Source organism: Paenibacillus sp. S150 (assembly GCF_019352175.1).
Lineage (GTDB): Bacteria > Bacillota > Bacilli > Paenibacillales > Paenibacillaceae > Paenibacillus_AQ.
This window is the reverse complement of sequence record NZ_JACBYI010000042.1, coordinates 1-26,462: the sequence shown is the minus strand read 5'-3', so window position 1 is coordinate 26,462 and position 26,462 is coordinate 1. Positions and strand designations below refer to the sequence as shown.

At 53.5% G+C, this 26,462-nt stretch carries 16 protein-coding genes; 5 read left to right on the top strand and 11 right to left on the bottom strand.

The genetic code is table 11. The features are described 5' to 3' along the window. Window positions 1–19: 19 nt before the first annotated feature. Window positions 20–811, bottom strand: a complete 792-nt coding sequence (locus HYD27_RS26025) for a hypothetical protein (RefSeq protein WP_219220084.1) — start codon at window positions 809–811, stop codon at window positions 20–22. 602 nt (window positions 812–1,413) lie between these two features. Between HYD27_RS26025 and hflX the strand changes: the two genes are divergently transcribed. Next, window positions 1,414–2,691, top strand: a complete 1,278-nt coding sequence (gene hflX, locus HYD27_RS26020) for a GTPase HflX (RefSeq protein WP_219220082.1) — start codon at window positions 1,414–1,416, stop codon at window positions 2,689–2,691. Between the two features lie 122 nt (window positions 2,692–2,813). Here hflX and HYD27_RS26015 read toward each other — a convergent pair whose 3' ends face one another. Both HYD27_RS26015 and HYD27_RS26010 read right to left on the bottom strand, forming a co-directional pair. Then, window positions 2,814–4,568: a hypothetical protein gene (locus tag HYD27_RS26015; protein ID WP_219220079.1), complete on the bottom strand. Its 1,755-nt coding sequence runs from the start codon at window positions 4,566–4,568 to the stop codon at window positions 2,814–2,816. A gap of 77 nt (window positions 4,569–4,645) precedes the next feature. Further along, window positions 4,646–6,373 carry a glycoside hydrolase family 3 protein gene (locus HYD27_RS26010; RefSeq protein WP_228745348.1) on the bottom strand — a complete coding sequence of 576 codons (1,728 nt, stop codon included), beginning with the start codon at window positions 6,371–6,373 and terminating at the stop codon, window positions 4,646–4,648. 1,183 nt (window positions 6,374–7,556) lie between these two features. Here HYD27_RS26010 and HYD27_RS33005 point away from each other — a divergent pair. Then, window positions 7,557–7,826 carry a DUF6953 family protein gene (locus HYD27_RS33005; RefSeq protein ID WP_375373947.1) on the top strand — a complete coding sequence of 90 codons (270 nt, stop codon included), beginning with the start codon at window positions 7,557–7,559 and terminating at the stop codon, window positions 7,824–7,826. On the opposite strand, the gene HYD27_RS26005 is transcribed toward HYD27_RS33005, so the two are convergent. From HYD27_RS26005 to HYD27_RS25975, 6 genes are all read right to left on the bottom strand, one after another. Continuing rightward, on the bottom strand, window positions 7,813–11,319 hold the full coding sequence (locus HYD27_RS26005) for a hypothetical protein (RefSeq protein ID WP_219220075.1): 3,507 nt from the start codon (window positions 11,317–11,319) through the stop codon (window positions 7,813–7,815). The genes HYD27_RS33005 and HYD27_RS26005 overlap by 14 nt on opposite strands. Before the next feature lie 162 nt (window positions 11,320–11,481). Next, window positions 11,482–13,020, bottom strand: coding sequence for an ABC transporter substrate-binding protein (locus HYD27_RS26000; RefSeq protein WP_219220073.1), 1,539 nt, complete (start codon window positions 13,018–13,020; stop codon window positions 11,482–11,484). Window positions 13,021–13,073: 53 nt separating this feature from the next. After that, window positions 13,074–13,976, bottom strand: coding sequence for a carbohydrate ABC transporter permease (locus HYD27_RS25995; RefSeq protein ID WP_220101769.1), 903 nt, complete (start codon window positions 13,974–13,976; stop codon window positions 13,074–13,076). An 18-nt stretch (window positions 13,977–13,994) separates the two neighbouring features. Next, the gene (locus tag HYD27_RS25990) at window positions 13,995–14,984 is read right to left on the bottom strand and encodes an ABC transporter permease (RefSeq protein ID WP_375373946.1); all 990 of its coding nucleotides are present in this window, start codon (window positions 14,982–14,984) and stop codon (window positions 13,995–13,997) included. A gap of 773 nt (window positions 14,985–15,757) precedes the next feature. Further along, on the bottom strand, window positions 15,758–17,338 hold the full coding sequence (locus tag HYD27_RS32215) for an autotransporter outer membrane beta-barrel domain-containing protein (RefSeq protein ID WP_228745344.1): 1,581 nt from the start codon (window positions 17,336–17,338) through the stop codon (window positions 15,758–15,760). A gap of 294 nt (window positions 17,339–17,632) precedes the next feature. Then, window positions 17,633–19,114, bottom strand: coding sequence for an ABC transporter substrate-binding protein (locus tag HYD27_RS25975; RefSeq protein ID WP_219220069.1), 1,482 nt, complete (start codon window positions 19,112–19,114; stop codon window positions 17,633–17,635). A 560-nt stretch (window positions 19,115–19,674) separates the two neighbouring features. On the opposite strand from HYD27_RS25975, the gene HYD27_RS25970 reads away from it, so the two are divergent. Next, window positions 19,675–21,531: a cache domain-containing sensor histidine kinase gene (locus HYD27_RS25970; RefSeq protein WP_219220067.1), complete on the top strand. Its 1,857-nt coding sequence runs from the start codon at window positions 19,675–19,677 to the stop codon at window positions 21,529–21,531. Continuing rightward, window positions 21,506–23,125: a response regulator gene (locus HYD27_RS25965; RefSeq protein WP_219220065.1), complete on the top strand. Its 1,620-nt coding sequence runs from the start codon at window positions 21,506–21,508 to the stop codon at window positions 23,123–23,125. Before HYD27_RS25970 ends, HYD27_RS25965 begins: the two co-directional genes overlap by 26 nt. 49 nt (window positions 23,126–23,174) lie before the next feature. On the opposite strand, the gene HYD27_RS25960 is transcribed toward HYD27_RS25965, so the two are convergent. Further along, the gene (locus tag HYD27_RS25960; RefSeq protein ID WP_375373948.1) at window positions 23,175–24,038 is read right to left on the bottom strand and encodes a protein-glutamine gamma-glutamyltransferase; all 864 of its coding nucleotides are present in this window, start codon (window positions 24,036–24,038) and stop codon (window positions 23,175–23,177) included. Between the two features lie 30 nt (window positions 24,039–24,068). Further along, window positions 24,069–25,337: a PucR family transcriptional regulator gene (locus HYD27_RS25955; protein WP_219220063.1), complete on the bottom strand. Its 1,269-nt coding sequence runs from the start codon at window positions 25,335–25,337 to the stop codon at window positions 24,069–24,071. A gap of 761 nt (window positions 25,338–26,098) precedes the next feature. Between HYD27_RS25955 and HYD27_RS25950 the strand changes: the two genes are divergently transcribed. Further along, on the top strand, window positions 26,099–26,462 hold a 364-nt coding region (locus HYD27_RS25950; protein WP_219220061.1), incomplete at its 3' end, for a hypothetical protein.

The following is a 26,462-nucleotide window of genomic DNA, read 5'->3' as shown; positions in this document are numbered from 1 at the left end:
CGGCGCCATGGGCCATGCCTCACCACAGCTCGGACATCCGGAAGGCGGCGGCCACATTGTCGGCGCCGGCGAGCGAGCTGACCGTGAGCGTGACCGCCTCATCCGTAAGATTATACAGCAGCTGATTCAGCAGATTCACTGCAGCATTCTGGTAGGCGCCGGCTATGCCTGAGCCAAGCCCCTGGGTGATTACTCTTCCGCCCGTGATGGTTGTACTGGTGTAGTTCACCTGCAGCGCAGTCGCGGTAACAGGTATCGCCGTAGTGGGCGTAGGGAAATTCACAAAGGTTCCGTTAACGGTGCCGCCCGCGATCACTTTGTAGCGGATTGGCGTCGATGCCAGAATTTCCAGGCCGTTCGTTCTGATCTCGGAGGCAACTGCCTCTGGTATGGCTATAGCTGCGTTTCTGCGGAAGCTGATTGCCGGGAAATCAGCCGCGGTTACAGCGATATCCTCCCGGAACTCCGAGGTAATCCGGCCGACGCGGAGCGGCTCCATAGGCACGGTTGAGCAGATGCCGGCAGTGTCGACAAGAAATATTTGAATCTGCAATAGCTCCTGTGAATATACTGCATTAAGCTGAAAGTAAATCTGGGTGATGTTATAGGTTCGGGTTACCACTTCCCTGTAATTCACCTCAAATAACTCCTGGGCAAAAAAAGTTTGCGGGGTTACATCATTATTAAGTCCTGTTATATATACCACAGCTTTGGACAATCCGTTGTTGACCATTTTGACTACAATCTGGCTGATGGTTCCCAACCCTCTGGCAGGTCTGCTCGTTAATGTGTCGGTAGTTAAATAAGGCACAGGTCATCCTCCTTCTAGTAACGTCGTTCAATATCATATGCGTTGAAAATTGGAAGTTTCTAGATTAAACGGAAGAACGGAGCCGCGACCCGCGCATTCGGGCGCTTCCTTAATTGGAGCACGTTGCCAGTAAGCGGAAAATGTGCTAAAATCAACGTAACTTTTTATGAACGGAGGGTTGCGTGTGATAGACTATATCCGGATTCGTACTTTACGCGGCTAAGCTAATTTTATAGCGCGAAAGCTCTGCCCCGTGCAGAGGACTCAGGATAGGTCTATCCATTTTTGAAGGCAGCCCACAAGGTTGAACCAAACGTCCGGCGGACTGGCAAGGCTCCGCCGGCAACGGCCTTTAGGAATATTTGCATCTCCATAGCCCAGCATTTGATCCCTCGCGAAGCGCCTGGGGAGCAGCACCGCTATTTCCCGCTCCGCTGAGTCTCCTTTGTGTAAAGCTATCGGAATGCCGGTCCGCAGGAGATATAATACATGCTTCCTTCCCCTCCTGCCCTATTCTGTTGTCCTCTATTGATACTGTAAGCACAGGCAGATTGCCTGTGCTTTTTGACGATCAAATTTACTGATGGAGGATGAATCAATATATGGAAACATTACAGCAGAAAGCAGTGATTGTCGGCGTCCAGCTGCAAAACAATACGAATTTCGCATATTCCATGGAGGAGCTGCGCAATCTGGCCGCCGCCTGTGAGCTTCAGGTAGTGGGAGAGCTGAGCCAGAAATCCAGCCGGATTAACCCGCCCTATTATATCGGGACAGGCAAAATCCGGGAGCTGGAAGCATTGCTGGAGGCGCACGAAGCTCCGGTAGTTATTTTTAATGACGAGCTTTCCCCTTCCCAGATCCGTAATCTGGAAGCGGCACTGGACCGCCAGGTCATTGACCGGACGATACTGATTCTGAATATTTTTGCCGAGCGCGCCAAGACGAAGGAAGCCCAGCTCCAGGTGGAGGTGGCTCAGCTGCAGTATATGCTCCCGCGGTTGACCGGGATGCGTGAATCCCTGGGCAGGCAAGGCGGCGGATCGGGGCTGAACAACCGTGGAGCCGGTGAAACCAAGCTGGAGCTGGACCGGCGCCGGATTGAGGAACGCATCACGGCGCTGCAGCTGGAGCTGCAGGCCCAGGTATCCCGGCGGCAGATTCAGCGTAAGGCGCGGCGCAAGAATGAGGTGCCTGTGGCCTGCCTTGTCGGCTACACCAATACCGGCAAGTCCAGCTTAATGAATACACTTGTGGACACTTATCATCCCGGCGCGGAAAAAGGGGTGTTTGCCAAGGATATGCTGTTCGCCACGCTGGAGACCTCAGTACGCAGCATTGAGCTGCCGGACCATAAGACATTTCTGCTGACCGATACGGTCGGTTTTGTCAGCCAGCTGCCCCATCATCTGGTCAAGGCCTTCCGCTCCACACTGGAAGAGGTGACCGAGGCCGATCTGCTGATTCACGTGGCCGATATTTCCGACCCGCAGGTCGAGCAGCATATAGCCGTAACGAATGAAACGCTTAAGGCGCTGGGCGCGGATGGAATCCCGGCCATCTATGCCTATAACAAAGCGGACCTGACGGACCTGCTTTACCCGGTGGTCAAGGAGAACACCGTTACTCTCTCGGCTAAGCAGAAAAGCGGGATAGCCGAGCTTGTAGCCCTGATCCGCGCGCATCTATTCAATGATTATGTCCAGTGTGAAATTCTGGTGCCCTTTGACCGCGGCAATGTGGTTTCTTACTTCAACGGCCATGCCCATGTGCAATCGGTCAGCTATGAGGAGCAGGGCACACGTCTGAAGCTGGAATGCCGGATTGCTGATTATGAGCGATTTAAGGACGATTTTGTCGAGCTCACTTTCGTAAAATGACAACTTGAACTAACTGGAAAAGAGACTCCGCAGCAGCTTTTTTCAGCTGTACCGGAGTCTCTTTATTATGTGCAGTTTATTCTGCGGTTGCGGTTGAATCTTCCGCTTCAAATGCATCCCCTCTATTCTGCCCGGCCCGGTCGCAGACGAAGCGAGAAGGCTTCCGCCTCTTCCCCGTTTCCGCTTACCCTCAGCCCGCCGGCATCCGTCACTTCTATTTGCGGTCCGGAGGGGGACGGTGTCTCCCGGACATCCAGCGAAAAGACCAATGCCGCTTGCTGGAGAACATGAAAATCAATGACTCTGCGTGCGCCCGAGTAGAGAACCAGCTCCACCAGAATTTTATCCGCAGTCTTTTGAACCTCCCATGTCCAGTCGCGTTTTGCCCCTGCATGCCCCGTAAACGCCGCGAACCAGGTTGTCAGTCTGCACTCCGCCGCTCCGATTCGGATGAACGCCCCCGCATCCACAGCTTCGGCAATGATTCCGTCCAGATGCCCGCCAATTTCCAGCCGCAGCCGTAAATCTTCAGCCTCAACGGTACCACCGGTAGGATCAAGATTGGGATGAGTATCCCCTCCATTGGTAATGAAATCAATGCCGAACAGCACCTGTCCCTGATCCTGCTTCGCCTGAAAGCGGGCCGAACAATAATCGTAGCCATCATGCAGACAGCGGAGCTGTATATAGGCAGGGGCCCCGTTGTTATCCGCATACACCAGCAGCGGCCGTCTCTGATTCCACATATCACTGTGTGTAAACGATCCAACACTTAACTGCGGGGTCATAAAGGTAACTGCCCACTTGCCGCTGCCATCTGTCTCATTTCCCTCATAGAGCTGCCGGATTTCCTTGGTGTCTGAATTAGCTAATAATTCCAAATATGCATTTGGGCACTCTAATCCGCTCCGGTACCATTCTTCTTCGTAAGGAAGCTCTTCCCAGTCCGCGAACATCACTTTTCCCCGGGTCGCCAGCTGCAAAAAAGCCTTGCTCCGGCCGTTCAGAAGCGTCTCATAACAGCGCGAATGCGGCCCGGACCACTGTGCAGTCGCAGGATGATAATATCCGGCAACACTTCTCCAGGTCAGATCAAGCAGTTCGCCGCTGAGCTCCCTTACCCTGTCATCCATGGTCCCGGCACGCAGCTTGGACAGCTCCAGAATCGCAATGTACGTATAGACAGGACTGTTGTATTCCTGAAAAGCGCCGCGCTTCATCGTATAATCATACAGCTTCTGCAGACGCTTCAGGCCATAATCCGCGTATTCGCTGCGCCCCAGCTGCTCCCCGGCAATTCTCGTGACGAAGGCCCCCAGTATGGCGATATTGGTGTAATCCGGCCCGACATTCCGCTTGATAATCGCCTCACAGGCATAATCAATGGAGCGGGTAACCGCCTCATGCAAGGACTGCGGGAGCCGCTGACCGTGGCGTGCGAGGGCCTGAACCAGGCGGCTGCCGCAGAAATCGGCCCAGTTCCAGTCCGGCGGTGCCATTTGCGCAAGCGGTTCTTCATAGAACCAGGACCAAATGCCGAAGGTATCATGGCTGCGGTCTGTGTCCTGAAGCGATGCCACTTGCCCGATAATATCAAAGGCCCGCTGCTCATATGGGACCAGCCCCGTATCCAGCAGCCCGAGCGCATACGACAGCGAATCCCGGGTGGAATGGATGAACTCCGCCTCCTTCAGCGTGGTGTGATAGCCCGGACTGCTGAACGGCGAGCGCAGCATCTGAAGCTCCGGGTCATACCGGTGCTCCAGCGTCTGCATTTTGCGGATCAGCAGCCGCTGCTCCATGGCTTCATGCCTACTGGCTGTTTTCTCCTTGTCCGATGCTTCAAGAGCACTGCTTCCCTCAGCCGTTTTCTTCACGGTAATCTTCCTTTCCAGTTGTCGTTCATATCCGGTGCATACAAGGGTGATTCTCCAATGACTTCTCCAGCTTCCGCCTACTGCTTAAGATGTTGAAGCCCCTTTGAAGGGAGGTAACCTGCCTGGGGGTCCGCCATCACCGGAGAGCCTCCCGTAAAAGACATCTCTCCAAACAGGGCCTGGACGGTGAGCTCCACCGTCTCCTCATGCAGCGAATAGGCATTGACCAGCGTATCGAGGAACGGCATATCCCGGAGCAAATAAGGCGTGGCGAACGAAATGCCGATGGGCTTAACCGTCTCCGCATGCTGCATCGCCCATATCGCTTTGGCAGCTTCGCCCACAGGGCGGGCGGTGTTCATCATACCGTGCAGCGGCAGGAAATACGGAGCAAACGCAGCATCCCAGCGAATCCCCGACTGTTCCCACTTGCGCAGTGTACCAGGCGGCTCAAATTCATCGAGGATATCCACCTGGAGCCCTCTCGCCAGCAGATGATCCACAAAGAGGTTCATCCGCTCATATCTGCGTCCTTCCGTCACTTTGTTAAGCATGATTACCAATACCCGGCGGGTCGTCTCCGGATTAAGCGGCAGAACATTCCCGCGGTTGCGGACCAGGGTAATACAGCGCCCGGCAAGGGCCCGGCTTAGCTGTTTGGCCTCCAGATCGAGCGGCGGCGGCAATTTATCGTTTATCAGCGGAGCCGCCAGCGGGTCGCGGCCCTGCCCGTCAATACGGTGCACCCCCAGCAGGGCTTTCAGCTCCAGCACCCGGCGTACACTGGCCTCCAGCCGTTCCATGCTCACGGCTCCTTCACTGATTGCTTTCTCCATGACCTCAAAATACTCTGTCCCCGGCCACAGCAGCACATCCGTTCCGCAGTTGAAGCAGTCCACCAGCCGTTGCCCTACATCGCCCCACGCCAGAAATCCGCCCATATCCAGCGCATCTGACAGTACAACGCCTGCAAAGCCCATGCGCTTCCTTAGCAGCTCCGTGGTAATACGTTCCGATACCGTTGCCGGAACAGGCTTCTCTCTCCGCATATCTCCCTCCATCCAGGGAAGGGCGATATGCCCGGTCATATACGACAGCGCGCCCTGATCAATCATAAATTGGGACACCTGCCCGTAAGTGGCGAACCACTCTTCCTCGGACAAGCTGTTAATGGTAGTCACAATATGCTGATCCCGATAATCTACCCCGTCTCCCGGAAAATGCTTGGCGCACGCCGCCAGTCCATGGTCCTGCATGCCCCGCATAACCGCAGCCGCCAGTCTTGCCGCACGCTTGGCGTCATCCCCCAGGCACCGCGTAGTAATCACCGGATTCATCCAGTTCAGCAACAGATCTGTCCCCGGGGCCAGCGCCCAGGTAAAACCGGCCGCCCGTCCTTCCAGCGCTGTAAATTTTCCGTATTCGTAGGCCAAAGCCTCATCGTCGGCAGCGGCCAGGGCCAGCAGCGGAGGGAACGCCGTTAAGCTTTTGACCGCTGATCCTGCACCGAACTCCAGATCGCCGGAGAACAGCAGCGGATTGGGGCTGATCCTCTGCAGCAGCTCCGTCCAATCCCGGTAATCCTCCGCCTTGCCCGCTGCCTTCTGAATAACCTCTCCACCGATAAAAAAGCTGCCCACCGGATATTTCTGCAAATAGGCGCCCAGCGCTTTTTCATCCGTCCCCCTGAACGGCAGCCTGCCCGCATGATCCTGCATGGTTTGCCCGATCTTTTCCCGCAGGCTCATGGATGCGAGCGTACGCTCCACCCAGTCCTGATCTTCCTTTGTCAGCGGCCTCTGCATGGTCACAAATTCCTCCTAATGATTTCGATCCCCCTAAATCCCCCTTAGCCAAGGGGGACCCCAAGGTCCCCGGCCCTCTGGACACCCGGATGGCTGGCGTGGGCCGGGGTTTGCGCTCCCGGGCTTCAGTGTGCGAAGAGCGCTTAACCCCTGCGGGGACGCTTGGGCTGTAGCTCGCCTGCACAAAGGCAAGGGTACGCTTCGCTGCCCCCAAACATCTGAAAACATTAAGGCTACGCTTCGCTGCCCCCAAACATCTGAAAACATTAAGGCTACGCTTCGCTGCCCCCAAACATTCGAAAACATTAAGCCTACGCTTCGCTGCCCCCAAACATTCGAAAACATTAAGGCTACGCTTCGCTGCCCCCAAACATTCGAAAACATTAAGGCTACGCTTCGCTGCCCCAAAGCCTGCAGCCTTAATGTCCTAAGTGTAGCCGGGGAACAACAGAGACTAAATAAGGCCATCTATAATAAAAGTTTGAAATTCTACTGGATTTTCAAGCTGCGAATTCCTATTTAGGATTTAATATGAAATGGAAACCAGCAGAATGCTGCTATTCCACTGGATATCCGGGAAATATGGACCTCTATGATCAACTGACTACGGAGGGTCTGCCCCCTTCCTGTATTGCCGCCAGTGCCGGGGCCGCAGGCAACACCGGCAGTACAGGAAGTACAGCAGCAGTGACGGCAGAGGGGATGCAAGAATCAGCAGCAGGTTGCATTGAAGAAGCAGCAGGCAGTACGGCGGTGAATAGCGTAGAGCAACAGAGCAACGGAGCAAACGGAGAAACGGGACGCAGGACGCGGCCGGCATGGGACACTTACTGTTTTACCTCTTTGTTATAAGCGTTAAAGTGGAATTAAGTGGAAAAAGTAAACCTAATGAGAGGGAATCACCGATTTCGCGGCACCTAAGTGGAAAAAGTAAAACTAAATTGGTGTTTGGAACCAAATAGTAATGTTTTGCTTGGAATTAAGTGTAGAAAATCCCACTAAGACCGAGAATTTGCTGATTACTGGGGATTTAAGTATACTTTTTCCCACTAGCTCGCCGCAGCAATTTCTGATTTGGATAGGCGGCTACCGGGCAGGCATAGCAGTGAACATATTTTACTAGCTGTAGGGCTTTCACCTAATCCGTTCCATTTGATCCCGCATGCCGATGTGATCCAACCCGATGGAAGTAACCGCACAAGAGGTAGCAGAATGGAGGGTTAAGGAAATCCGGTTTACGGGAACGCTGCGCCAGACGGCCGCGATTAAATATATGAAGGCTAACGTTGGCGAGCAGTTTGTAATTAGCAGCTCTGCCCACATTTTCACCCGGCGGGTCATGGGCGGGTCATGTAGGTTTAAAAAAACAGGGCTGACCAGCAGCCGTTTCACGGCTTTGGGGTCAGCCCTTTGCAAATCAATCCATACTCTTCACTTGATCAATACAGACTGATGCTCAGCGTTTCACTCAGCTTGTTGTTTTCCTTATTCATCTCCTCATACCGCCAGATATCATTCACGAAGAAGCTGACGGTGAAATCGCCGATGGTCGGAACCGTCCAGCGGGGCGTGCCCTGGGCGCTGCTGTTGGCGGTCAGGGTAATTTCTTCTCCCGGCTGGATCACCGTATTGTTGGTATCCGACCAGGAGACGACTCCGCCATTGACGGAGAAGGCCCCGCCGGTAACTTGCCCAAGTCCCGTGGAAGCGTTCAGCGGTGTTGGGCGCACCCCGATATTTTTCACCTTGGCCCAAAAGATTAGAGAATCTCCTAGCTGCGGCGTGCTGTGGGAGGAGGGGGTCCCGTCGCTGCCCACGATATTCCAGCCGATATCCGTCACGGTCAGGTCCGGCATCGGGGCCGGAAGTGTGGACTCGTAGCTCTCGAACTCGAAGCCATGGACCATAACCAGCCCGTCGGTCCCTTTGATCTCCATCCGGTGCAGCCCGTAATCCAGTCCGGCAAGCTCGTAGACAATCCTGTTCTCCCCCTCCAATCCGGCTTGGGGAATGACTACTGTCTCCTTATATTGCCCATCAATATAGACATCCGCGCTGCCCATATCGCTTTTGATATCCGATCTCCAGCGGACCCCGATGCCATTAAAATTGAACACCGCTGAAGCATCGGGCGCATAGGTCACATGGGACACGCCGTTCGAAGCTGCCGTAAAGCCGGTATAGTCGATATAAGGATGGTCATGCTCTGCGGTATACCAGGACGGGACAGGTGCATACGCTCCTTCCTCAAGTCTGAAGTAGTCGATATTGGCGCCGTTGCCCGCTGAAGTGAAGCTGATCGTGTTGTACCCCGGCTGGAGCGTGATGCCATACTGCCTCGCGGTAATATTGGCGGTCCAGCTTCCGGTTGCAGGCAGGGTGATGGTGGACAGCTTCTGCCCGTTCACAAGGACATTTTTCTTCGATTCCAGGCTGGATGCGTATGCAATAGTTAGAGTGTAGCTGCCGCCATTCTCCGAATAGAAGCCCTGAATCGCCAGGCTCCCGGCTTGGGTCTGCTCCACAACTTTTCCTCCCGAGGCACTGCTGTTGTTGCCAACCTTAAGCGGCAGCGCAAAGGCAGTGGCTTCCGCCTCGAACTTGGTCGGATCTCCCGCAACATGCGGCGTAACCGGCATTGCCGGTGTGGCCGCGGATACGGCTGCACTGAGCGGCGAGACATTGCCGAAATCATCCACAGCCTGAACCCTGTAGCTGTATACCGTCTCAGGAGCCACGGTATAGTCATTATAAAAGGTAATCTGTCCCGGAATGGTCATCACCGGCTCTGCTCCGCCGTCCCGGTACACTTTGTAGCCGACCACCCTGTCGTTGTCCGTGGAAGCATTCCATGTCACCTTGACCTGCTCGTGGCTTACCGCTGCCGCCGCCGCACCGGTTGGAGCGGCGGGCGCCGTCGTCTCCAGCTCATCCAGGATGTACTGAACGGTCTCGCCTGCACCCAGGGTAACCGAGAGCGTTATGTCCGGCGTTGCCGTAAGCTGGACTGTGGAGTGGGCCGCGGTATAGGTATCCCCCGGGCCGAAGCGCTCTCCGGCGTACTGTCCGCTGCCGGGCATCGTGACCCGCACCTGCATCGTCACGGGCTGCGTCTCAAAGTTCACGAAATTCAGCAGAATTTTATCCGAGGAGGCCCCTATGGCCGTAGTGCCCAGCGCCGAGGTATCCACCGCGCGGAAATAAGCCTTTTGCCCGGTCAGAGCGGCCGGGTTCATGACCTCGTAGCTGAGCGGACGTCCGTGGGTGGCATATGCGGCAGCCAGCCTGCGGAAGGTCTTCAGCCGCGTTTCGCCCGGCTCGTTAATATTGGCGGCAACTGCCGCCGTATCCTCATAACGGTGAGTGTTCCAGTCGATGCCGGAATCGAACAGCCCGAACTCGGTACCATCGTTGAAAAAAGCGGCATGCTGCATAATATGGTCAACATAGCCGATGTCTCCGCGCAGCTCCCGGTCAAAGGCGGAAGCAAAACGGAAGGCGTACGTACCGTATTTCGTATTATCGGAGTGGTTGTCATTGCTGCCGGTTTCGCTCATGGCCATCTCTTTGCCGAAGCCTTCATCCGCTTCACCGTACACCCGCAGATTCTCATACAGGCTGCCGCCCGGCAGCGGCTGGACCCCGGTTCCGCCATAGCTGTGTCCGTTCGTCACATCTGAAAGCGCTTCAATTTCTTCGCGCTGGGCGGCGTCGCGCTCCCACCCGTCAGGAATTCCGTTATAAGGCCAGTAGGCCCAGCCGGGAGCCACAATTTTCAGATAAGGCTGGCTGTTGGTCTGCCGCTCTTCAGCCATCAGCTCATGGATTGCAAGCACCGATGGCTGCGACCATCCGAACAGGCCAGGCTCGTTGCCCGTTTCCGCATACTGGTATAGATCACCGAATTTGCTGACAAACGCAGAATAGTAGCTTCTCAATGCCGTACTGATGGTTCCATTGACCAGATCGGCGTTGTTCTTCCAGTTGGCCCCGATGATATCCACCATCGGCGTAAGGTTCAGATCACGCAGAGCAGACAGATAGTTCCGTCCCTGCGGGTCCCAGCCGGTGCTCGTATCCGACCAGAAGGAGGCCCGCATCCAGTTGCCGCTGTAAGCGATGCCCAGCCATTTGCTCATGGGCGCCAGATGGCGGATCGCGTTCTCGTCATATTTGAAGGTAGCTGCCGCCAGCGTGGTTCCCAGATGCACATACCGTCCATGAATCGGCTCTTCCGCCTGCTCCGCCAGGGACTCCAGCTTGAAATAATCCCACTCGAACCATAAATATTGGTCCCCGTCATAGCCGGGAGCCTCAGGGTCCGCATACAAGCCGCGGTCGACTGCAAGCCGGATTTCATTGCCGCCAATATGCAGCTGTTCTTTGGGAATGTACAGCCTGTAGGTCTGTTTCCAGGTATGCTCCAGGGAGACTTCACCGTTGTTCAGGCCAGTAATCTGAATCAATCCGCTCATGAGGCCATTTGTAAATACCGCAAGCTGCGGAATAGCCGTACTGGCGTCGATTACCTTGAAGCTGAATTCCGCACCACTCTGTGGAACCGCTTCCAAATTAAATGAAAGATAAAGATTTCCGTTCACATTGGCCTTCATGCCTTTGGAGACTGTGCTCCAGCTCTCTGAAGGCAAAGGCAGCGACAAATCGCTGTATACATTATTGTAAACCGTAAATTCCGCAGAGCTGTTGTCCGCCTCACCCACCTGCCATAGCAAGCCGGACGGCTCATAAGTATCGGTTGTGACTGATGACGCTTCTCCAGCCCCGTTCAGAGCCTGATCCGGTATTTCAGCAGTTGGTGCGCTATCCTGCTCCAATACCGCCGGGCCTGGCGGACCAGCAGAGACGATACGCTCGGCCGGCATCAGAAGGGTCATCAGCAGACATAACAGGGCAATCGGCATAGCTGTTTTTTTGACAATTCGCACATTAACACCCTCTTCTAAAATATTTAGAAACAGGGCCCCCAATTGCTAATTCGGCGAATAGGAATACCCGACATCCAGGCAATCGGCCAGGCCAAGCTGATGTAAAAATCAGAAGGGAGGCCAAATCTTATGGAATATCGGGTCTGCTAAGCATACAACAACTTATTTGGCGGCCAAAAACGCGTCCATTTGCGACTGGATTTCGCCAATCACGGCATCCAGCCCAGCGGCCTTAAGCTTGCTGTTCATTTCCTTCAGGATCGGCTCGGGGTCCTTTTCCCCGGAGTACAAGGTATTCTTATACTGCTTCGTAATGTTGATCAACGCTCCGATCTGCGACTGCACCTTGGTCGAATCAAACACAAATCCGATCACCGGGGACACCTTGGAATTTTTGTTCCAATCGGTATAGAGCTGCACCCGCTTGGGGTCCTCATCCTTGTTCAGATAGTTCAGCAGCACATTCCCGATCATCCATGAGGATACGGAGTTATAGCCGCTGTCCGGAATAAATTCAACCGTATTGCCGCCTACCTTGGTATAGTGCTTGCCTTCAATGCCGAAGGTCAGCAGATTGTACAGGACCGGATCGGTATGAATCAGGTTTATGAACATCATGGCCCGCTCAGGGTTCTTGGAGGTTCTGGAGATGGCGAGCATCGAGCCTTGCAGGCTTTTGGTGCTTACTTGAACCGGCAGCAGGGTTTTGATGATCATCGGCTTCTCGGCGAGCCGGGTCCAGTCATTGGTGGAGGTTGGATTCATATTGCCGTAGGTGAACCAGGCCTTGCCGCTTTTTACCGCATCCTTCAGCTCGGTTTTGTCGGTAGCCCCGTTCTTGTTGATATAGCCCGCTTTGTACCATTCCCGGATCAATTGCAGCCGCGCACGGATCTCCGGTGTATCATATTCGTTAAAAACCTTCATCGTCTTGTAATCGAGCAGTGTCGGAATTTCATTGCTGCCGTCGAGGTCCTCGCTGTCCGGGTATACCGTGAACCAGTTCAGGCTGTCGGTGTGGTTCATGAACAGCGGCGTGATGGCCGGCTCCTTCTCTTTGACCGTCTTCAGCATCGGCTCAATGTCCTCAAGCTTCGTGATGCTGTTCACATCGAAGCCATACTTATCGACAATCGCCTTGTCAAAAGCAAAGCCTACCGACTGCCCCAGCTCCTTCTCGGTTGGAATCGCATACAAATGTCCGTTTACGGTGGCCGCCTGCAGATAAGCGGGGTTAATCTGTGCCTTGGTTTCCTTCGCATAGGTGTCCAGCAGCTCCTCAAGCGGCAGATACGCGCCTTTGGCGGCATTGGTCATGAAGTTCCAGGTGTAGACCATATCGAATACTTCGCCGGACTGGATCATCAGATTTACTTTGTCCGCCGGTTTATCCCAGCTGAGCTGGTTAATCTTAATTGTGGCATTGATCTTATCCTTCAGATAATCATTGATCGCCTGCTCGACGGAGGCTACATCCTTATCCGGCCCGCCGGGCAGATACAATGACAGCTCCGCCTGCTCCAGCCCGTTCGCATTTTCCGTGGCTGCGGCTGTGTCAGAGGCGGCCGGAGCCGCGGTGCTGTCCGTCTTTGTCCCCGATGGTGCAGCCCCGTTATTATTGCTGCCGCCGCACCCGCCCAGCGAAAGCCCAATCAGTAATACAAGTGAAAGCAGCAGACCTGTGCCCTTTTTTCCTGCCATATCTTGTTTCCTCCCCTTGATGGTCAATATATGCTAATCGGTGAAAGCCGAGGTTAGCCTTTGATGGAGCCAAGCGTCAAGCCTTTGATGAAATACCGCTGGAAGAACGGATACGCCAGCACAATCGGACCAATGCCAATCAGCGCCATTGCCATGCGGATGGTCTCGCCAGGCAGTTTGGCCAGCTCGGTGGCCGAGCCTTGAATCAAAGCTCCGTTGCGGGACAGGTAGTCCGCCTGGGAGATCATTTTGTACATCAGGTACTGCAGGGAATAGAGGTCTGTGTCCGTAATGAAAATCATGCTGTTGAACCAGTCGTTCCAGTAATGCAGCGTATTGAACAGCCCAATAGTGGCAAATACCGGCAGGGACAGCGGAAACACAATCCGGAAGAACGTCCGCAGCTCCCCCGCGCCGTCAATCTTGGAGGCCTCGATCAGCGCCGGCGGCACACTCATCTGGAAATACGTCTTCATAATCAGCACATTGAACGGGGACAGCAGCATCGGGATGATCAGGGACCAGATAGAGTTTTTGAGATCAAGCACCTGGGTGTAGACCATGTACCAGGGCACCAGCCCGCCGCCGAAAAGCATGGTGAAGAAGATCAGAAAGGCGAAGAAGCCTCTGTACTTGAAATCGGTCCGCGAGATCGGATACGCATACAGAGAAGAGATAAATACGCTGAGCAGCGTGCCGGCAACGGTTACGAAGATGGATACGCCGTAGGCTTTTGCAATTACGGTGTAATCCTTAAAGATATAGGCATACGCTTCCAAACTGAACTTCTCCGGAAAAAATTGATAACCGTTTAGCACAATATAGTCATAATCGGTGATGGAGATCATGAACACCAGCACAATCGGCAGCAGGCAGGCTATCGCCAGAATGATAAAAATAATATGAAGAATAACGTTGGTGGGCCGGGATATTTCATTATTGGTCACTGGTTCCATCCTCCTTCTGTTTTGTTTTTAGAAAACGGCCTGGTCCTTGTCGACCTTGCGCACGATCCAGTTGGAGCCGAGGACGAGGAAGAAGCCGACGATGGATTGGTACAGCCCGGCTGCGGCGGACATGCCCAGATTGCCCATATTGATCAGCGCGTTATAGACATAGGTGTCAATGACCAGCGTTGTCGGATAGAGCGCTCCGGAGTTCAGCGTGGTCTGATAGAACAGCCCGAAGTCGGAGCGGAAAATGCCGCCGATGGCAAGAATGGTTGTGATGATAATGACCGGACGGATAAGCGGGATCGTAATATGGAGAATCTGCTTCCACTTGCTCGCCCCGTCAATCAATGCCGCCTCATAATACTCGCTGTCAATGCCGATAATCGCCGCAAGATAAATTACGCAGCCATACCCCACCCCTTTCCAGAGGTTGATCAGCGGCAGGATAAACGGCCAATACTCCGGTTCGGAGTACCAGTTCAGCTCATTCATGCCAAACAGCGACAGAACACCCTTGTTAATGAAACCGTATTCAACATTCAAAAAAGCGAACACGAGGTAACTCACCACCACCATCGACAGGAAATACGGGAAGAACATAATGCTCTGGTAAAATTTCGCGGCCAGCTTATTTCTCAGCTCATTCAGGGCAATCGCGATGGATACGGCAATCACCAGATTGAGAACAATAAACACGAAATTGTACAGCACCGTATTGCGGGTGATAATCCAGGCATCCGATGTGGCAAACAGGAATTTGAAATTATCCATTCCCACCCACGGGCTGCCGAGAATCCCGTCTACGTAATTAATATTTTTGAAAGCAATGATGATCCCGAACATCGGCAAATAGTTGTTGATGAGCAGAAAAACAACGCCCGGCAGCAGCATCAGCAGCAGTACCTTATGCTTCAGCAAATGCTTGAATACGGACCGTCTTTTCCCCGCATTCAGCTGCACCGGCAGGCGCTGCCTGATGTCCATTGCGCTTCTTTTCCCATGAGTAATCATCTCTAACGCCTCCATATTCCTTCGTCTCTCTCTTCCCTGTCTTAAGTGTAGCTTGGGAGCTGCGGATGCTAAATAAGGCCATCTATAATAAAAGTTCGATAATCTACAGAGTTTGGAGACAGAACCGGACCCAGCCCCCGAGCCAAGTGGAAACGGCTGCGCCATCCTTATAAGGACGTTATCCGTTTCAGCGAGAAAGATAAGGCTAATTTACAGCGTGAAACATATAAATTCTTATTTTTGCAAAAAAACGGCTCGGCCGTCCTTCATTGGACAGCGCAGCTGTTAGAAATTTCAGGTGTAAGGCGGGCTGCTGAAACCTGGCGGTAAGCCCAAGTGGAAAAAGTGAACCTAATTCTCCCCACCTCCCCTGTTTCGATAATGTTAGTGGGAAAAAGGATACCTAATTCATCCATTTCGTCCCATTTCAAGGAAATACACTGAAATTAAGTTGCCTTTTTCCCGCTATTCCCTCTGCCGCCAGCTTTTCTGTCCATTTAAGTTCACTAATTCCACTTCACTTCATTAGTACTCCACTTCCCTACCCCGCGATCCCGGTTAGCTCCTCAAATTCCGCTGTACCTCCTGCAAAGTGCAACCTACACGTTCAGCACGATGACCACATTTAAACTTACCCCCAACTTTAAACATACCTTATCCACAGCTAAAGAAATTCATAATTTCCTGAACAACAAAAAAAGGGCCTGCTTTGATTCATGTGCAGGCCCTCCTGTATTTTTATGCAAGTATACCGCTACACTCCGGCAGTGCAATTACGTCAATCTATGAACAGACCAGACACTGCCCGAGGACGCTCCTCCCAGATTTAAAGGAATGGTCAATCCATTCGACACATAGAAGAGGCCAATAACGTCGCCTGCCGCCAGACTGAATTCTCCCGTCAAGGTAACCGTACCGTTGCCAAGTATGGTTCTGAGCGATAACAGAAGAGCAATGTTTACATTCAGCAGCGGGAAGAGGCCTGTTACCAAATTCGTTGCTGTCGGGGATGTTCTCTGCAATACAAATGCCGGATTAATTCCTGTGCCCAAGGCAACCGAAATCGCAGCGGTCGTTGCATAGTTGATGGTCGCCTCAAAAGAGTAGTTGCCCGATACAGGAACCGTGTATTCCCCCGTTGTTTCGTTAAAGGAGTCACTGTCATAATAAGGGGAAGTTACCGTCCAGCCGGTAAGCTGGGTGCTGGCGGAAACCGAGAAGGCCGGCAAAAACGCCGAAAATCCTTCGGTTGCCACATTGGGGCCAGTCGCTCCCGTGTCTCCGGTTGCCCCTGTCACGCCCGTAGCTCCAGTCGCTCCCGTGTCTCCGGTTGCCCCTGTCACACCCGCAGCTCCAGTCGCTCCCGTGTCTCCGGTTGCTCCTGTCACGCCCGCAGCTCCAGTCGCTCCCGTATCTCCGGTTGCTCCTGTCACGCCCGTAGCTCCAGTCGCTCCCGTGTCTCCGGTTGCCCCTGTCACACCCGTAGCTCCAGTCGCTCCCGTGTCTCCGGTTGCCCCTGTCACGCCTGCTCCAGTCGCTCCCGTGTCTCCCGTCGCCCCTGTCACACCCGTAGCTCCAGTCGCTCCCGTGTCTCCGGTTGCCCCTGTCACGCCTGCTCCAGTCGCTCCCGTGTCTCCCGTCGCCCCTGTCACACCCGTAACTCCAGTCGCTCCCGTGTCTCCGGTTGCTCCTGTCACGCCTGCTCCAGTCGCTCCCGTGTCTCCCGTCGCCCCTGTCACACCCGCAGCTCCAGTCGCTCCCGTGTCTCCGGTTGCTCCTGTCACGCCTGCTCCAGTCGCTCCCGTGTCTCCGGTTGCCCCTGTCACACCCGCAGCTCCAGTCGCTCCCGTGTCTCCGGTTGCCCCTGTCACGCCTGCTCCAGTCGCTCCCGTGTCTCCCGTCGCCCCTGTCACACCCGTAGCTCCAGTCGCTCCCGTATCTCCCGTCGCCCCTGTCACGCCCGTAGCTCCAGTCGCTCCGGTTATTCCCTGAACTTCTCCCAGCAATTCAGCGGATACCAGCCGATGGGAAGCTACCAGTTGGCCTGTGCCGCTCTTTCCCCAGAAGGAAATCTGTACAGGATCATCTGCCGGGCTTGTACCAGGCGTTGTAAAAATAAATTCAAAAGCATCCATATCAGCAAAATAACTGCTTGTCAACACTTGATTGGGAGTCAAATTCTGGACCTCGTTCACATACATATTACGCACACCGCCGCTCATATAGTAGCCTTCAATCGTCACCGTGGATGACAATACATCACTGCGGTTATCGATTCGCAGGGTAACCAGTTGAGTCGGTCTTACACCACCTACCGCATTGTTTTCTATAGGACCCGTTGATAAAAAGCTCATCTCTCCAGTTCTCCTTTTCAATAGATTTCAAACTTCTGCTAACACTGCCTCCGCCTCTATCCAAGCGCGAATCTAGCAGTACAAAAATTGATTTATATAGTAATATTCCAATGCTCTGCGTGCGGTGTGGACTAAGAACTGCAAGCTTGCACACAACCTGTGCAGCCCATCGCTACAGTCACGCAGCTGACACGGTGCCAGTCTTTCCCTCCACAGGCGAATCAAACAGGGACTGTTCCGGAGCCGGGCGGCTCTGGAACAGTCCCTGTTTTAACCGGTGCTATAACTGGTGCTTTATTTCTCCTGCTCCTGACCGGCACTTAGCCGGCTCTCGAGGCTCTCTTCCCGCAACGGGAAATTCGGATCGAAATCCGGATAGATATATTCATTATATTTGAACGAATACCCGGTAGCCGCGATGTCCAGCATCTGATTCAGCCGGGCACTTTCCGCGCGAAGTCCTTCGTCTACGCTTATCCCGCCGGAAAGGATCTGCAGATAGAGCTGCATACGGGGGCGGTCACCCGAGTCCCGCGGTTCCACCGAAACAGTGTTGGGATCGTACTGATCCATAATCTGCGGAATGAGGGGATAGATGGACTCTTCTGCCGTCGGGTAAAAATCCTTGAAATGTCCCAGTCCCGGAATCTGTACCGGAAGATCCGTGATGCCGTCTACCACCGGCAGCGCCAAGGCCTGCTGAAACAGAATGGCCAGAAAGTCCTCGGACTGGAGGAACTTCCAGACCTTCACCGCCGCTTCCCGATCCGGGGCACTGCTGTTAACCGCCAGCGGCGAGTGCGGAATCATCATCAGCGCACCGCTGCCCTTCCTCTGCAAAGACGTTACTGGCGGCAGAGCCACTCCCCAATCATCCTTTGGCATATATTCCTGCAATTTCACATAGTCTTTGCTGGTTGCATACATCATGCCGATATTGCCGTCGGCGAATTGCCGGAGGGCAGCATTTCGCTTCAGCAGGGTCTCGCCGGGATACAGGCTGCCCGCTGCCTTCATCTCCAGCAGCAGCTGCAGCCAGGGGGCATATACACTCAGATTATAACGCCCGGTCCGGTAATTATAGAGATATACCCCGCTGTAGGTATTGGACATTTCAAGACCGGTCTGAAGACTGTCCTGGCTGTCTCCCCCAGCAAGCGCAAAGCCATATTTGTTCACACCGGCCCCGGCCTGGCTGATCCCGGCAGCCGCCTGCTTCAGTTCCGTGAAGGTAACGGGCGGCTGATCCGCGTTCAAGCCGGCATTCCGGAACAGCTGCTTATTGTAGATCAGCCGCACTGTTTCAATACTGGAGGGCATGAAATAGACACCGCCCTTGAACAAGGAGCTGCGGGCGTAATCCCTGGCCCACTGCGGGAATCGGTTCAGATCGCCGGAGTCCAGATAGGGATTCAGATCGGCCAGATACCCCTTGTTCACATAGGTAGCCAGCCAGCTGTTATCCACACTGAACACATCCGGCCCTTGACCAGAAGTCATCAGCATGTTCAGGGTGTCATCGTAGGCGTCTGTGGACAGATTCATCAATACAATTTCAATGTGGTCGGGGTTGCTCTGGTTATACAGCCGGATCGCATTCTTCACTTCCAGATTTTCCGTCCAGTCATACAGCGCAATCCGCACCTGAACCGGCGGTACAGCTTCAGGTACAGGCTCGGGATTAAATTCCACCAGCAGCGGACCGCTATAGGCAATGGCATAGACGATAAACCCGCACAGTGCCAGACCCGTTATAGAGAACAGCAGCCTCTTCATCCTACCCCTCCCGCGTTGACAGCATGACACTGCCGTTTTACAATGAATACCATCTATTGAATGATATTTTCCATTAATACCTGATAATTGGCAAGCATAGAATCTAATACGTTTAAGGATGCGCAAGAGCTGACTTTACAAAAGCGCTTAAGGATGTACAGAGCTAACTTTAAAATTACGCTTAAGGTGTGCAGAAGCTAACTTTATAATTAGCTGTTCAAGACCGCTTTGACTCTTTTGCAATGGACCAGGATGCCCTTATTTCAGGCCAAAACGATAGCTTTGCCCTGATAACGGACTCCAATGCCGTTATGCACAGTGATTTACCTGAAATCCGCCTTCCCAAGCGGTAATAAGCTTACGGTCTGTTGAATCCGCTAAAGGTGCTTAATTTGAAAAACCACTGAGGAATGAAATATCGCTGCGGCCGCGTGATTAAAGGGCAGATGCTATGATATGAAAATGCCCCGGTTGGTAGCTCCTGCCGCTAAAAGGGCGGCATTGCTGTCGATCTCATAGCACGAGCACGGCATAAAGGTTGGACTTCAGGAGGGGTTCAGATGAAGAAATTATTCGATACTCTGTCCAAAACCCTCTTCCTGTACAACTTCAGCATCCGCAGCAGACTTATCCTCTACTTCCTCTTTCTCGTCCTTCTTCCGACCACCATTATCTCTGTTACGGTATATAACAAATCTGCGGGTATCATCACCCGCAATGTCAACACATCCATCGAGAACAACCTGAACCTGGTTCAGGATAATCTGGCCCAGCGGTTCGCCGCCGCGAATCATTCCATGATCTCCCTGTATCTCAATACAGAGTTCGCCGACCTCATCTCCTCCAACCGTCCTACGGACAGTACGGGAATCATCAATGAGCTGGCCGCGCTGAATAAAATCCTGGAGAGCTTTCCCGGCAGCGGCACATCGGGAAGCAGCTCCGTCCCTATGCTATATATGCTGAACCGCCCGGAATATACGCAGTATAATTTCTCCAGACGGGTATTCAATATCGATCTGATTTCGCTGAAGCCGTGGTATCTGGGTATTCCGGCCAGGTCCGATTTCACCGTGGTCGGACTCAGCTCGCTGGACTCCAGGTTCACGCTCAAATTCGCCAAGCGCCTGTTCGGCATCCGCCATGCCCAGCTGCCTTATGCCGGACTGCTGACCATCGACATTCCCGTGACGGAATTCGATACTCTGCTGGAGCATTACAAGCCCACGGCAGGCAGCCGGATCTATATCGCCGACCAGACCGGAACGATTGCAATCAGCCCGGACAAGGCACTGATCGGCCAGAACATCAGCACACAGGATTACTACAGCCGGATGGAAGCAGAACCCGATGACAGCGGCACCCTGCATTCCTTCCGCCAGGTGCTTCAGGGAGAGAACATGCTGGTCGCTTATACCAAAATACCGGAAACCGGCTGGACGATCCTCTCCTTTTCACCCGTAAATGAGCTTAACGGGGAACTGGCCTCGTTCCGGCGCGTCATGTATGTCGCCATCGGCATCTGCATGCTCGTCTCGCTTATGATGGCCCTGCTGCTGTCGGAGAATATCTCGGCACCCATCCGCAAATTCATCCAGTCGATGTCCCATGCCGAAAGCGGCAACTTCAACATTATCATCCGCTACCGGCGCAAGGATGAATTCTCCTATCTGTTCAACCGCTACAATAAGCTGCTGCAGCAGATCAAAGCGCTGATCGACAAGCTCTATGTCACAGAGCTCCGCAAAAAAGAAGCAGAGCTCAAAACACTTCAGGCCCAGATTAACCCGCATTTTCTCTACAACACGCTGGATTCAATCAACTGGATCGCGATCAATCACGATATTCCCGAAATCAGCAATATGGTAACCTCGCTGTCCGACTTCTTCAGATACAGCCTGAGTAAAGGACGGAATATTATCCCGCTGCGCGATGAGCTGCGGCAGGTGGACAGCTACCTGCAAATTCAGCAGTTCCGTTTCCAGGATAAGCTGAATTACGAGCTGGAGGACACCGATCCCCGGCTGCTTGCGGAATGCCTGGTGGTGAAGCTCAGTCTCCAGCCGCTGGTGGAGAATGCAATTATCCATGGCATACAGAAGCGCCGGGGCTCAGGCAAAATCCGCATCCGGGCGGAACGGTCCCAGGATATTCTGTGCGTGTCCGTTTTTGACGATGGCGCGGGTGCAGATCCGGAGCGGCTGAACCAGCTGCTTACAGATAAGCAGCCGGGCAACCAGTCATACGGCATCCGCAATGTGCATACCAGAATCCAGCAGTTTTTTGGCGAGGCCTACGGCATCCGGTATTATGCCAATACCGAAGATCACAGCGGCCTCTTGGCTGTGGTCCGGTTTCCGGTGGTGACTACATGGAACGAGGTGATGGAAGATGTTGACGATGATCGTAGCGGATGATGAGCCGTTTATCCGCAAAAGTCTGATCCATGTGTTCAATTGGCAGGAGGAATTCGGCATCGAGATTATCGGAGAGGCCTCGGACGGGCAGGAGGCTTATGAATTATGTATGGAGCGGCAGCCGGACATTCTGTTCACGGATATTATGATGCCCATGATGGGCGGGCTGGAGGTGGCCGAGAAGCTGAAGGCCGGGAACTGCCGGGCCCGGATCATTATCATCAGCGGAGCCCAGGATTTCTCCTATGCCCAAAGTGCGCTGAAGATGAATGCCGAGGGGTATATTCTGAAGCCTGTCAAGCTTCCTGAGCTGCGGGAGGTCTTTCATGAGGCCGTCACCCGGCTCCGCCAGGAAAAAGACCATCAGCTGAACTTCGAGCAGCTGAGGAAGCAAGTGCAGAGCAATATGCCGCTGCTCCGCGAGAAATTTCTCCAGAACTGGTTGGCGGGGCTGTACCGGGATGAAGGGGAGCTTTGGGATAAAATCGGTTATTTCCAGCTCCCCTTCAAGCGGGGGGATGTGCTGACGGCAGGGGTGCTGCAGCTGGATGATTATCAGAGCGCAATTGACAAGTTCTCGGAGGAATACAGGCAGCTGCTGTATTTCTCCATCCAGAATATGATCACCGAGTGTCTGGAGAAGCCGCCCGGCGGAATCTCTTTTGTCGCCAGCGAGAATGAATTCATTGTGATCTTCTGTCCGGATCAGGCCGCAGCTCCGGGAACCGGCGCCATCTCAAGCCTCTGCGAAGAAATCATTGGCAGCATTAAGAAATATCTTCGGCTGGACGCTTCCATCGGCATCGGCAGAGCCTGCTCCAGCGCAAGCGAATTGGAGGACTCCTATAAGGAAGCGCTGGCCGCGCTGGTGCATACTTTTTACACCGGCCACGGGTCGATTCTGTATATTAAGGATATCCAGCCCGGTACAGCGGCCCTGCAGAGCACTTTTTTTTACAAATTCCAAGCCCGGCTGATGAATGAGCTGAAGGCCGGCCATACGCAGCAGGTCCTGGAGCTGCTGGAGAAGCTGTTTGACCGGCTGGCCGCCCCCAAGCTGCAGATTGATTATGTGCAGAGCATCTGCGCCGAGATAATCTTCACCTCCGCAAGGGCCCTGTATGAGCTGGATGAGGACATCGAGCAGGTGCTGGAGGACCGGCTGACCATCATGGACACACTGTACAGGCAGAAGAACATTTCCGGGCTGAAGACCTGCATGCTCTCTCTTTTTTATAATCTCAGCACTCATGTGGCCGGCAAAAACACCTCCAAGAACAGCAAAACCATCAACAGGATCAGAGCCATTGTCCAGGAGGGTTATGCCCGGGAGCTGTCTATCGCGCGGATTGCCGAGGAAGTTTTTCTGACCCCCAACTACATCAGCCTTATTTTCAAAAAAGAAACCGGCGAAACCCTTACCGACTACATCACCAAGATCCGCATCGGCAAGGCCAAAGAGCTGCTGCACACCACGGATCTTAAGATCATGGAAATCTCTGAGCGTGTCGGCTATGAGAACCCCCACTATTTCAGCACCGTGTTCAAAAAAAACGTCGGCGTCCATCCGCTCAAATACCGTTCCGGCAAGTGATAACGGGCTGCAGCTCCTTTAACCCGCGGATACTATCCCAGCAACGGCGCTACTTGATAATGTAGGATTTGACCCCTATTCTGGAGAATATTTTGTTCCGCGCAGAGCCGCTTCCCGTAGGGGGCAGGGCAGACCGGCTGGACAGCGTCTGGATATAAGCGAAATCCGGGTGAAGCGCCTCATTGGCAAGATAGGCCGATATCCGGCTGCCCGGAACTCTTTCGCGGTTGAGCGACGCAATTATGCCGTCCGCACTTTTGATCCCCAGACCATGTCCATAATAGCTGTCGTTGCCGAGCAGCACCGCATTCTCTCCCTGCCACTCCGGTTTCTCCGGATCATGGTCCGGATTTTTGAAATACACCACATCTCCAGGCCGCATCTCCCACGGATTGAAGGTAGTGATCATCCGCAGATTATTGTCATAATTCCAGTCCCACAGGAACAGGTCGGTAAAATACCGGTTAAAGGCATTCTCCCCAATGGAATCAATGGTGGCCTTGTAAAAAATCATGACCATCGCCATGGCACATTCGAAGGCGTACAGCCGGCCATTTATAAAAATATCGTTGATTGCCGCCGAAGGCGTGACGTCACTGCGCAGCTGGAAGCCTCCATTCGAATTACGAATCCAATATCTCGGATTGCAGCGTGAATTCTTAAATGTGGAAAATTGTGTGCCGCCGACATTCATTGCTCTGGCTGTTTCAATAATCCGTCCCCTCATATTCTGTTCAAATCCCGAAGCGGGAGCACCATATCCATAGGCCACTGTCCATTTCCCCTTTCTCATCACAATAGATAGGTTATTGTACGTGTCAGGCCTGTTGTTGGTGCGCAGCAGTTTTCCGAAACGTAAGCTCCCCTGCCAAAAAGCCCCGGCAAGCGGGGCTAAGCAGCAGCTGCATCCCATTCCTTGAACGGAACGCTTCACCCCTGGCGGCTACTCCGCGTCCCCATTTCCCTCCTGGAACCAGGCGTTGACCCGGGCGGTCTCCTCCGTCAGAATATCCAGATAGAGCGAGGTGCGGTAATCGGTTTCCTTGAGGCTTTTGCCCGTAATTTCGGCGATCCGGTTCAGCCGGTACATCAGGGTGTTGGTGTGGATATGCAGAAAGGACGCAGATTCCTTGAGATTGCCGTTCAGTGTCAAATAGACAACGATGGTTTTAAGAAAATCGCTTTTGTGCTCGCGGTCATGCTCTTTCAGCGGAGAGAGCAGCGAGCTGCGGCGTGTCCGGCTGCGCTTCTGCTCCATAATGGCCGGAATATAGGCCCAAAAACCGATTTCCTCATACAGCAGCAGATGGCGGGCATGATAAGGCAGCAGTTTTTTGATTTCCAGTATGGTGAGCGCTTCCCGGTACGCCGCTGCGGCCGAGGTATACTCCTGGTAGCCCGGACTGCAGCCCGCCTGCAGCTTGCAGCCCTCGCTTTTGCCCAGCTCCTGCAGCAGCTTATGCACGAACGAGGACAACAGCGGCGTCCCTTCCACCGGAAACAGAAAGGAGAACAAGATAATCAGCCGGTTATGCTCGGCGGTGAGAAACAGCAGGCGCTGACTGGCATTTGCCTCCATAAGCTGGCGAAAACGCTGCACGAAACGGTCGTCGATCGTCTTGCCGCTCTCCAGAACCCCGATATAATAGCTCTCCGGCAAAAGAATCGAAGCGCCCTCAGCCTCCTGACGGATACGCGGCTCCGTTTCATAATGCGAGGTCAGCAGCTTCCAGAAGAAATCCTCATGCGTCTTCTCCTGCTTGGTCTTCCAGCCCCGCTGCTTCAGCAGGTAGCGCCCGGCAATCCCGGCAGCTTTCTCGACAATGCGCTCTGCATGCCCCTCGGCCAGATTGCCTCTGTCTACGACCCAGATATAACCGAGAATCTCCTGCTGATGTCTGATGCACATCGCCAGCCTTGGCCCGAGGCCCACCTCCATCACCGCCGGAATGCGGACCGGATGAGCGGTATTCTCAAGCTGGTGCATCACGCCTTTTTTGCGCAGGCCGATGATGACCGTGTTCGGCACACGCTTGCCGATAATGGTGGAGATCCGCGCCGGATCGCTCTCGAACTGATGGGAGCTGTACCCGATCACGTGATGATTGCTGTCCTCAATCGTCACCTGCGACTGAAGCGATTCGCTGATGGTATCCGCCAGGGATTCCATGCTGTCAAAAAAACGGTCAAACGACGGCTCTGAATCTGTCAATGTCCCCACCCCAAACCTGAAGAATTGCCGAAAGCTTATCTTGTGCTATGCTGTTTTCATTATATCCCGCAGCTTTGCGGCTGACTATAGCGGCAGCTTCCTTCCGGCAGCCAGACTCTATCCGGTGAACATGCAGGGGCGCTTACCCCTCTGCATACAAGAAGAAACGGCTTCGCCGTCCTTGACCGGGCAGCGCAGCTGTTTGCTTTCAGGTGTAAGGCTGGCTGCTGAAGCCAGGTGGAAACGGTCACTTCATATTCCCCAAGCCGCTTTTTCGAAAGTCCTTAGCGGGAAAAAGGAACCCTAATCGATCCGTTTCTCTTCCTTTCAGAGGAATTCGCCTACATTAAGATGAAGTTGAACCATTCATCCAAAGAGCAGCCATTTTTAGTGGAAAAAAGGATAACTAATTCACCGCATTCGGATCCTGGATCATCCCTAGTGGGAAAAAGTACACCTAATTCGGCTGAAATCAGGCATATGGGAGCGGGCCTCCATTAGGTGTACAAAATCCCACTAAAGCTCGTTAAAGCCAGAATTTCAGCCCATTAGTGTTACTTTTTACACTTCGCTTTCGTTCCTTATGAACCTCCTTGCTTTTCATCAGCTTTTTCAGGCTCTCCGGTTCCATTCATCCTGAATTCCGAAAGTGAATGGAACCAATGTAGAGCTTTTTAGATGATTTGTGGATACTTACTTTCGAAATTCAGGATGAATTCTTATCTTTCAAGAAAGACGCCTATCGGCGTCCTATAATAAGAATGCTGCCATTTCAGTGGGGAGGAGAAGAATCATTTCACGCTGATTCCACCGTCCAGCCTACTTCTAGGAGAATCAAAGGTACATCTGCCTTTGATTCCACCGTCCAGCCTACTTCAGGTGAATTCAAAGGTACTTCTGCCTTTGATTTCACCGTCCTGCCGGCTTCGGGCGAATTCAAAGGTACTTCTGCCTTTGATTCCACCGTCCTGCCGGCTTCAGGTGAATTCAAAGGTACTTCTGCCTTTGATTCCACCGTCCAGCCTACTTCAGGTGAATTCAAAGGTACTTCTGCCTTTGATTTCACCGTCCTGCCGGCTTCGGGCGAATTCAAAGGTACTTCTGCCTTTGATTCCACCGTCCTGC

Coding starts and splice junctions, on each gene's coding strand:
- hflX (WP_219220082.1), top strand. CDS start 1,414: ATGGAAACATTACAGCAGAAAGCAGTGATTGTCGGCGTCCAGCTGCAA.
- HYD27_RS26010 (WP_228745348.1), bottom strand. CDS start 6,373: ATGCAGAGGCCGCTGACAAAGGAAGATCAGGACTGGGTGGAGCGTACG.
- HYD27_RS33005 (WP_375373947.1), top strand. CDS start 7,557: ATGGAAGTAACCGCACAAGAGGTAGCAGAATGGAGGGTTAAGGAAATC.
- HYD27_RS26000 (WP_219220073.1), bottom strand. CDS start 13,020: ATGGCAGGAAAAAAGGGCACAGGTCTGCTGCTTTCACTTGTATTACTG.
- HYD27_RS25995 (WP_220101769.1), bottom strand. CDS start 13,976: ATGGAACCAGTGACCAATAATGAAATATCCCGGCCCACCAACGTTATT.
- HYD27_RS25990 (WP_375373946.1), bottom strand. CDS start 14,984: ATGATTACTCATGGGAAAAGAAGCGCAATGGACATCAGGCAGCGCCTG.
- HYD27_RS32215 (WP_228745344.1), bottom strand. CDS start 17,338: ATGAGCTTTTTATCAACGGGTCCTATAGAAAACAATGCGGTAGGTGGT.
- HYD27_RS25975 (WP_219220069.1), bottom strand. CDS start 19,114: ATGAAGAGGCTGCTGTTCTCTATAACGGGTCTGGCACTGTGCGGGTTT.
- HYD27_RS25970 (WP_219220067.1), top strand. CDS start 19,675: ATGAAGAAATTATTCGATACTCTGTCCAAAACCCTCTTCCTGTACAAC.
- HYD27_RS25965 (WP_219220065.1), top strand. CDS start 21,506: ATGTTGACGATGATCGTAGCGGATGATGAGCCGTTTATCCGCAAAAGT.
- HYD27_RS25960 (WP_375373948.1), bottom strand. CDS start 24,038: ATGGGATGCAGCTGCTGCTTAGCCCCGCTTGCCGGGGCTTTTTGGCAG.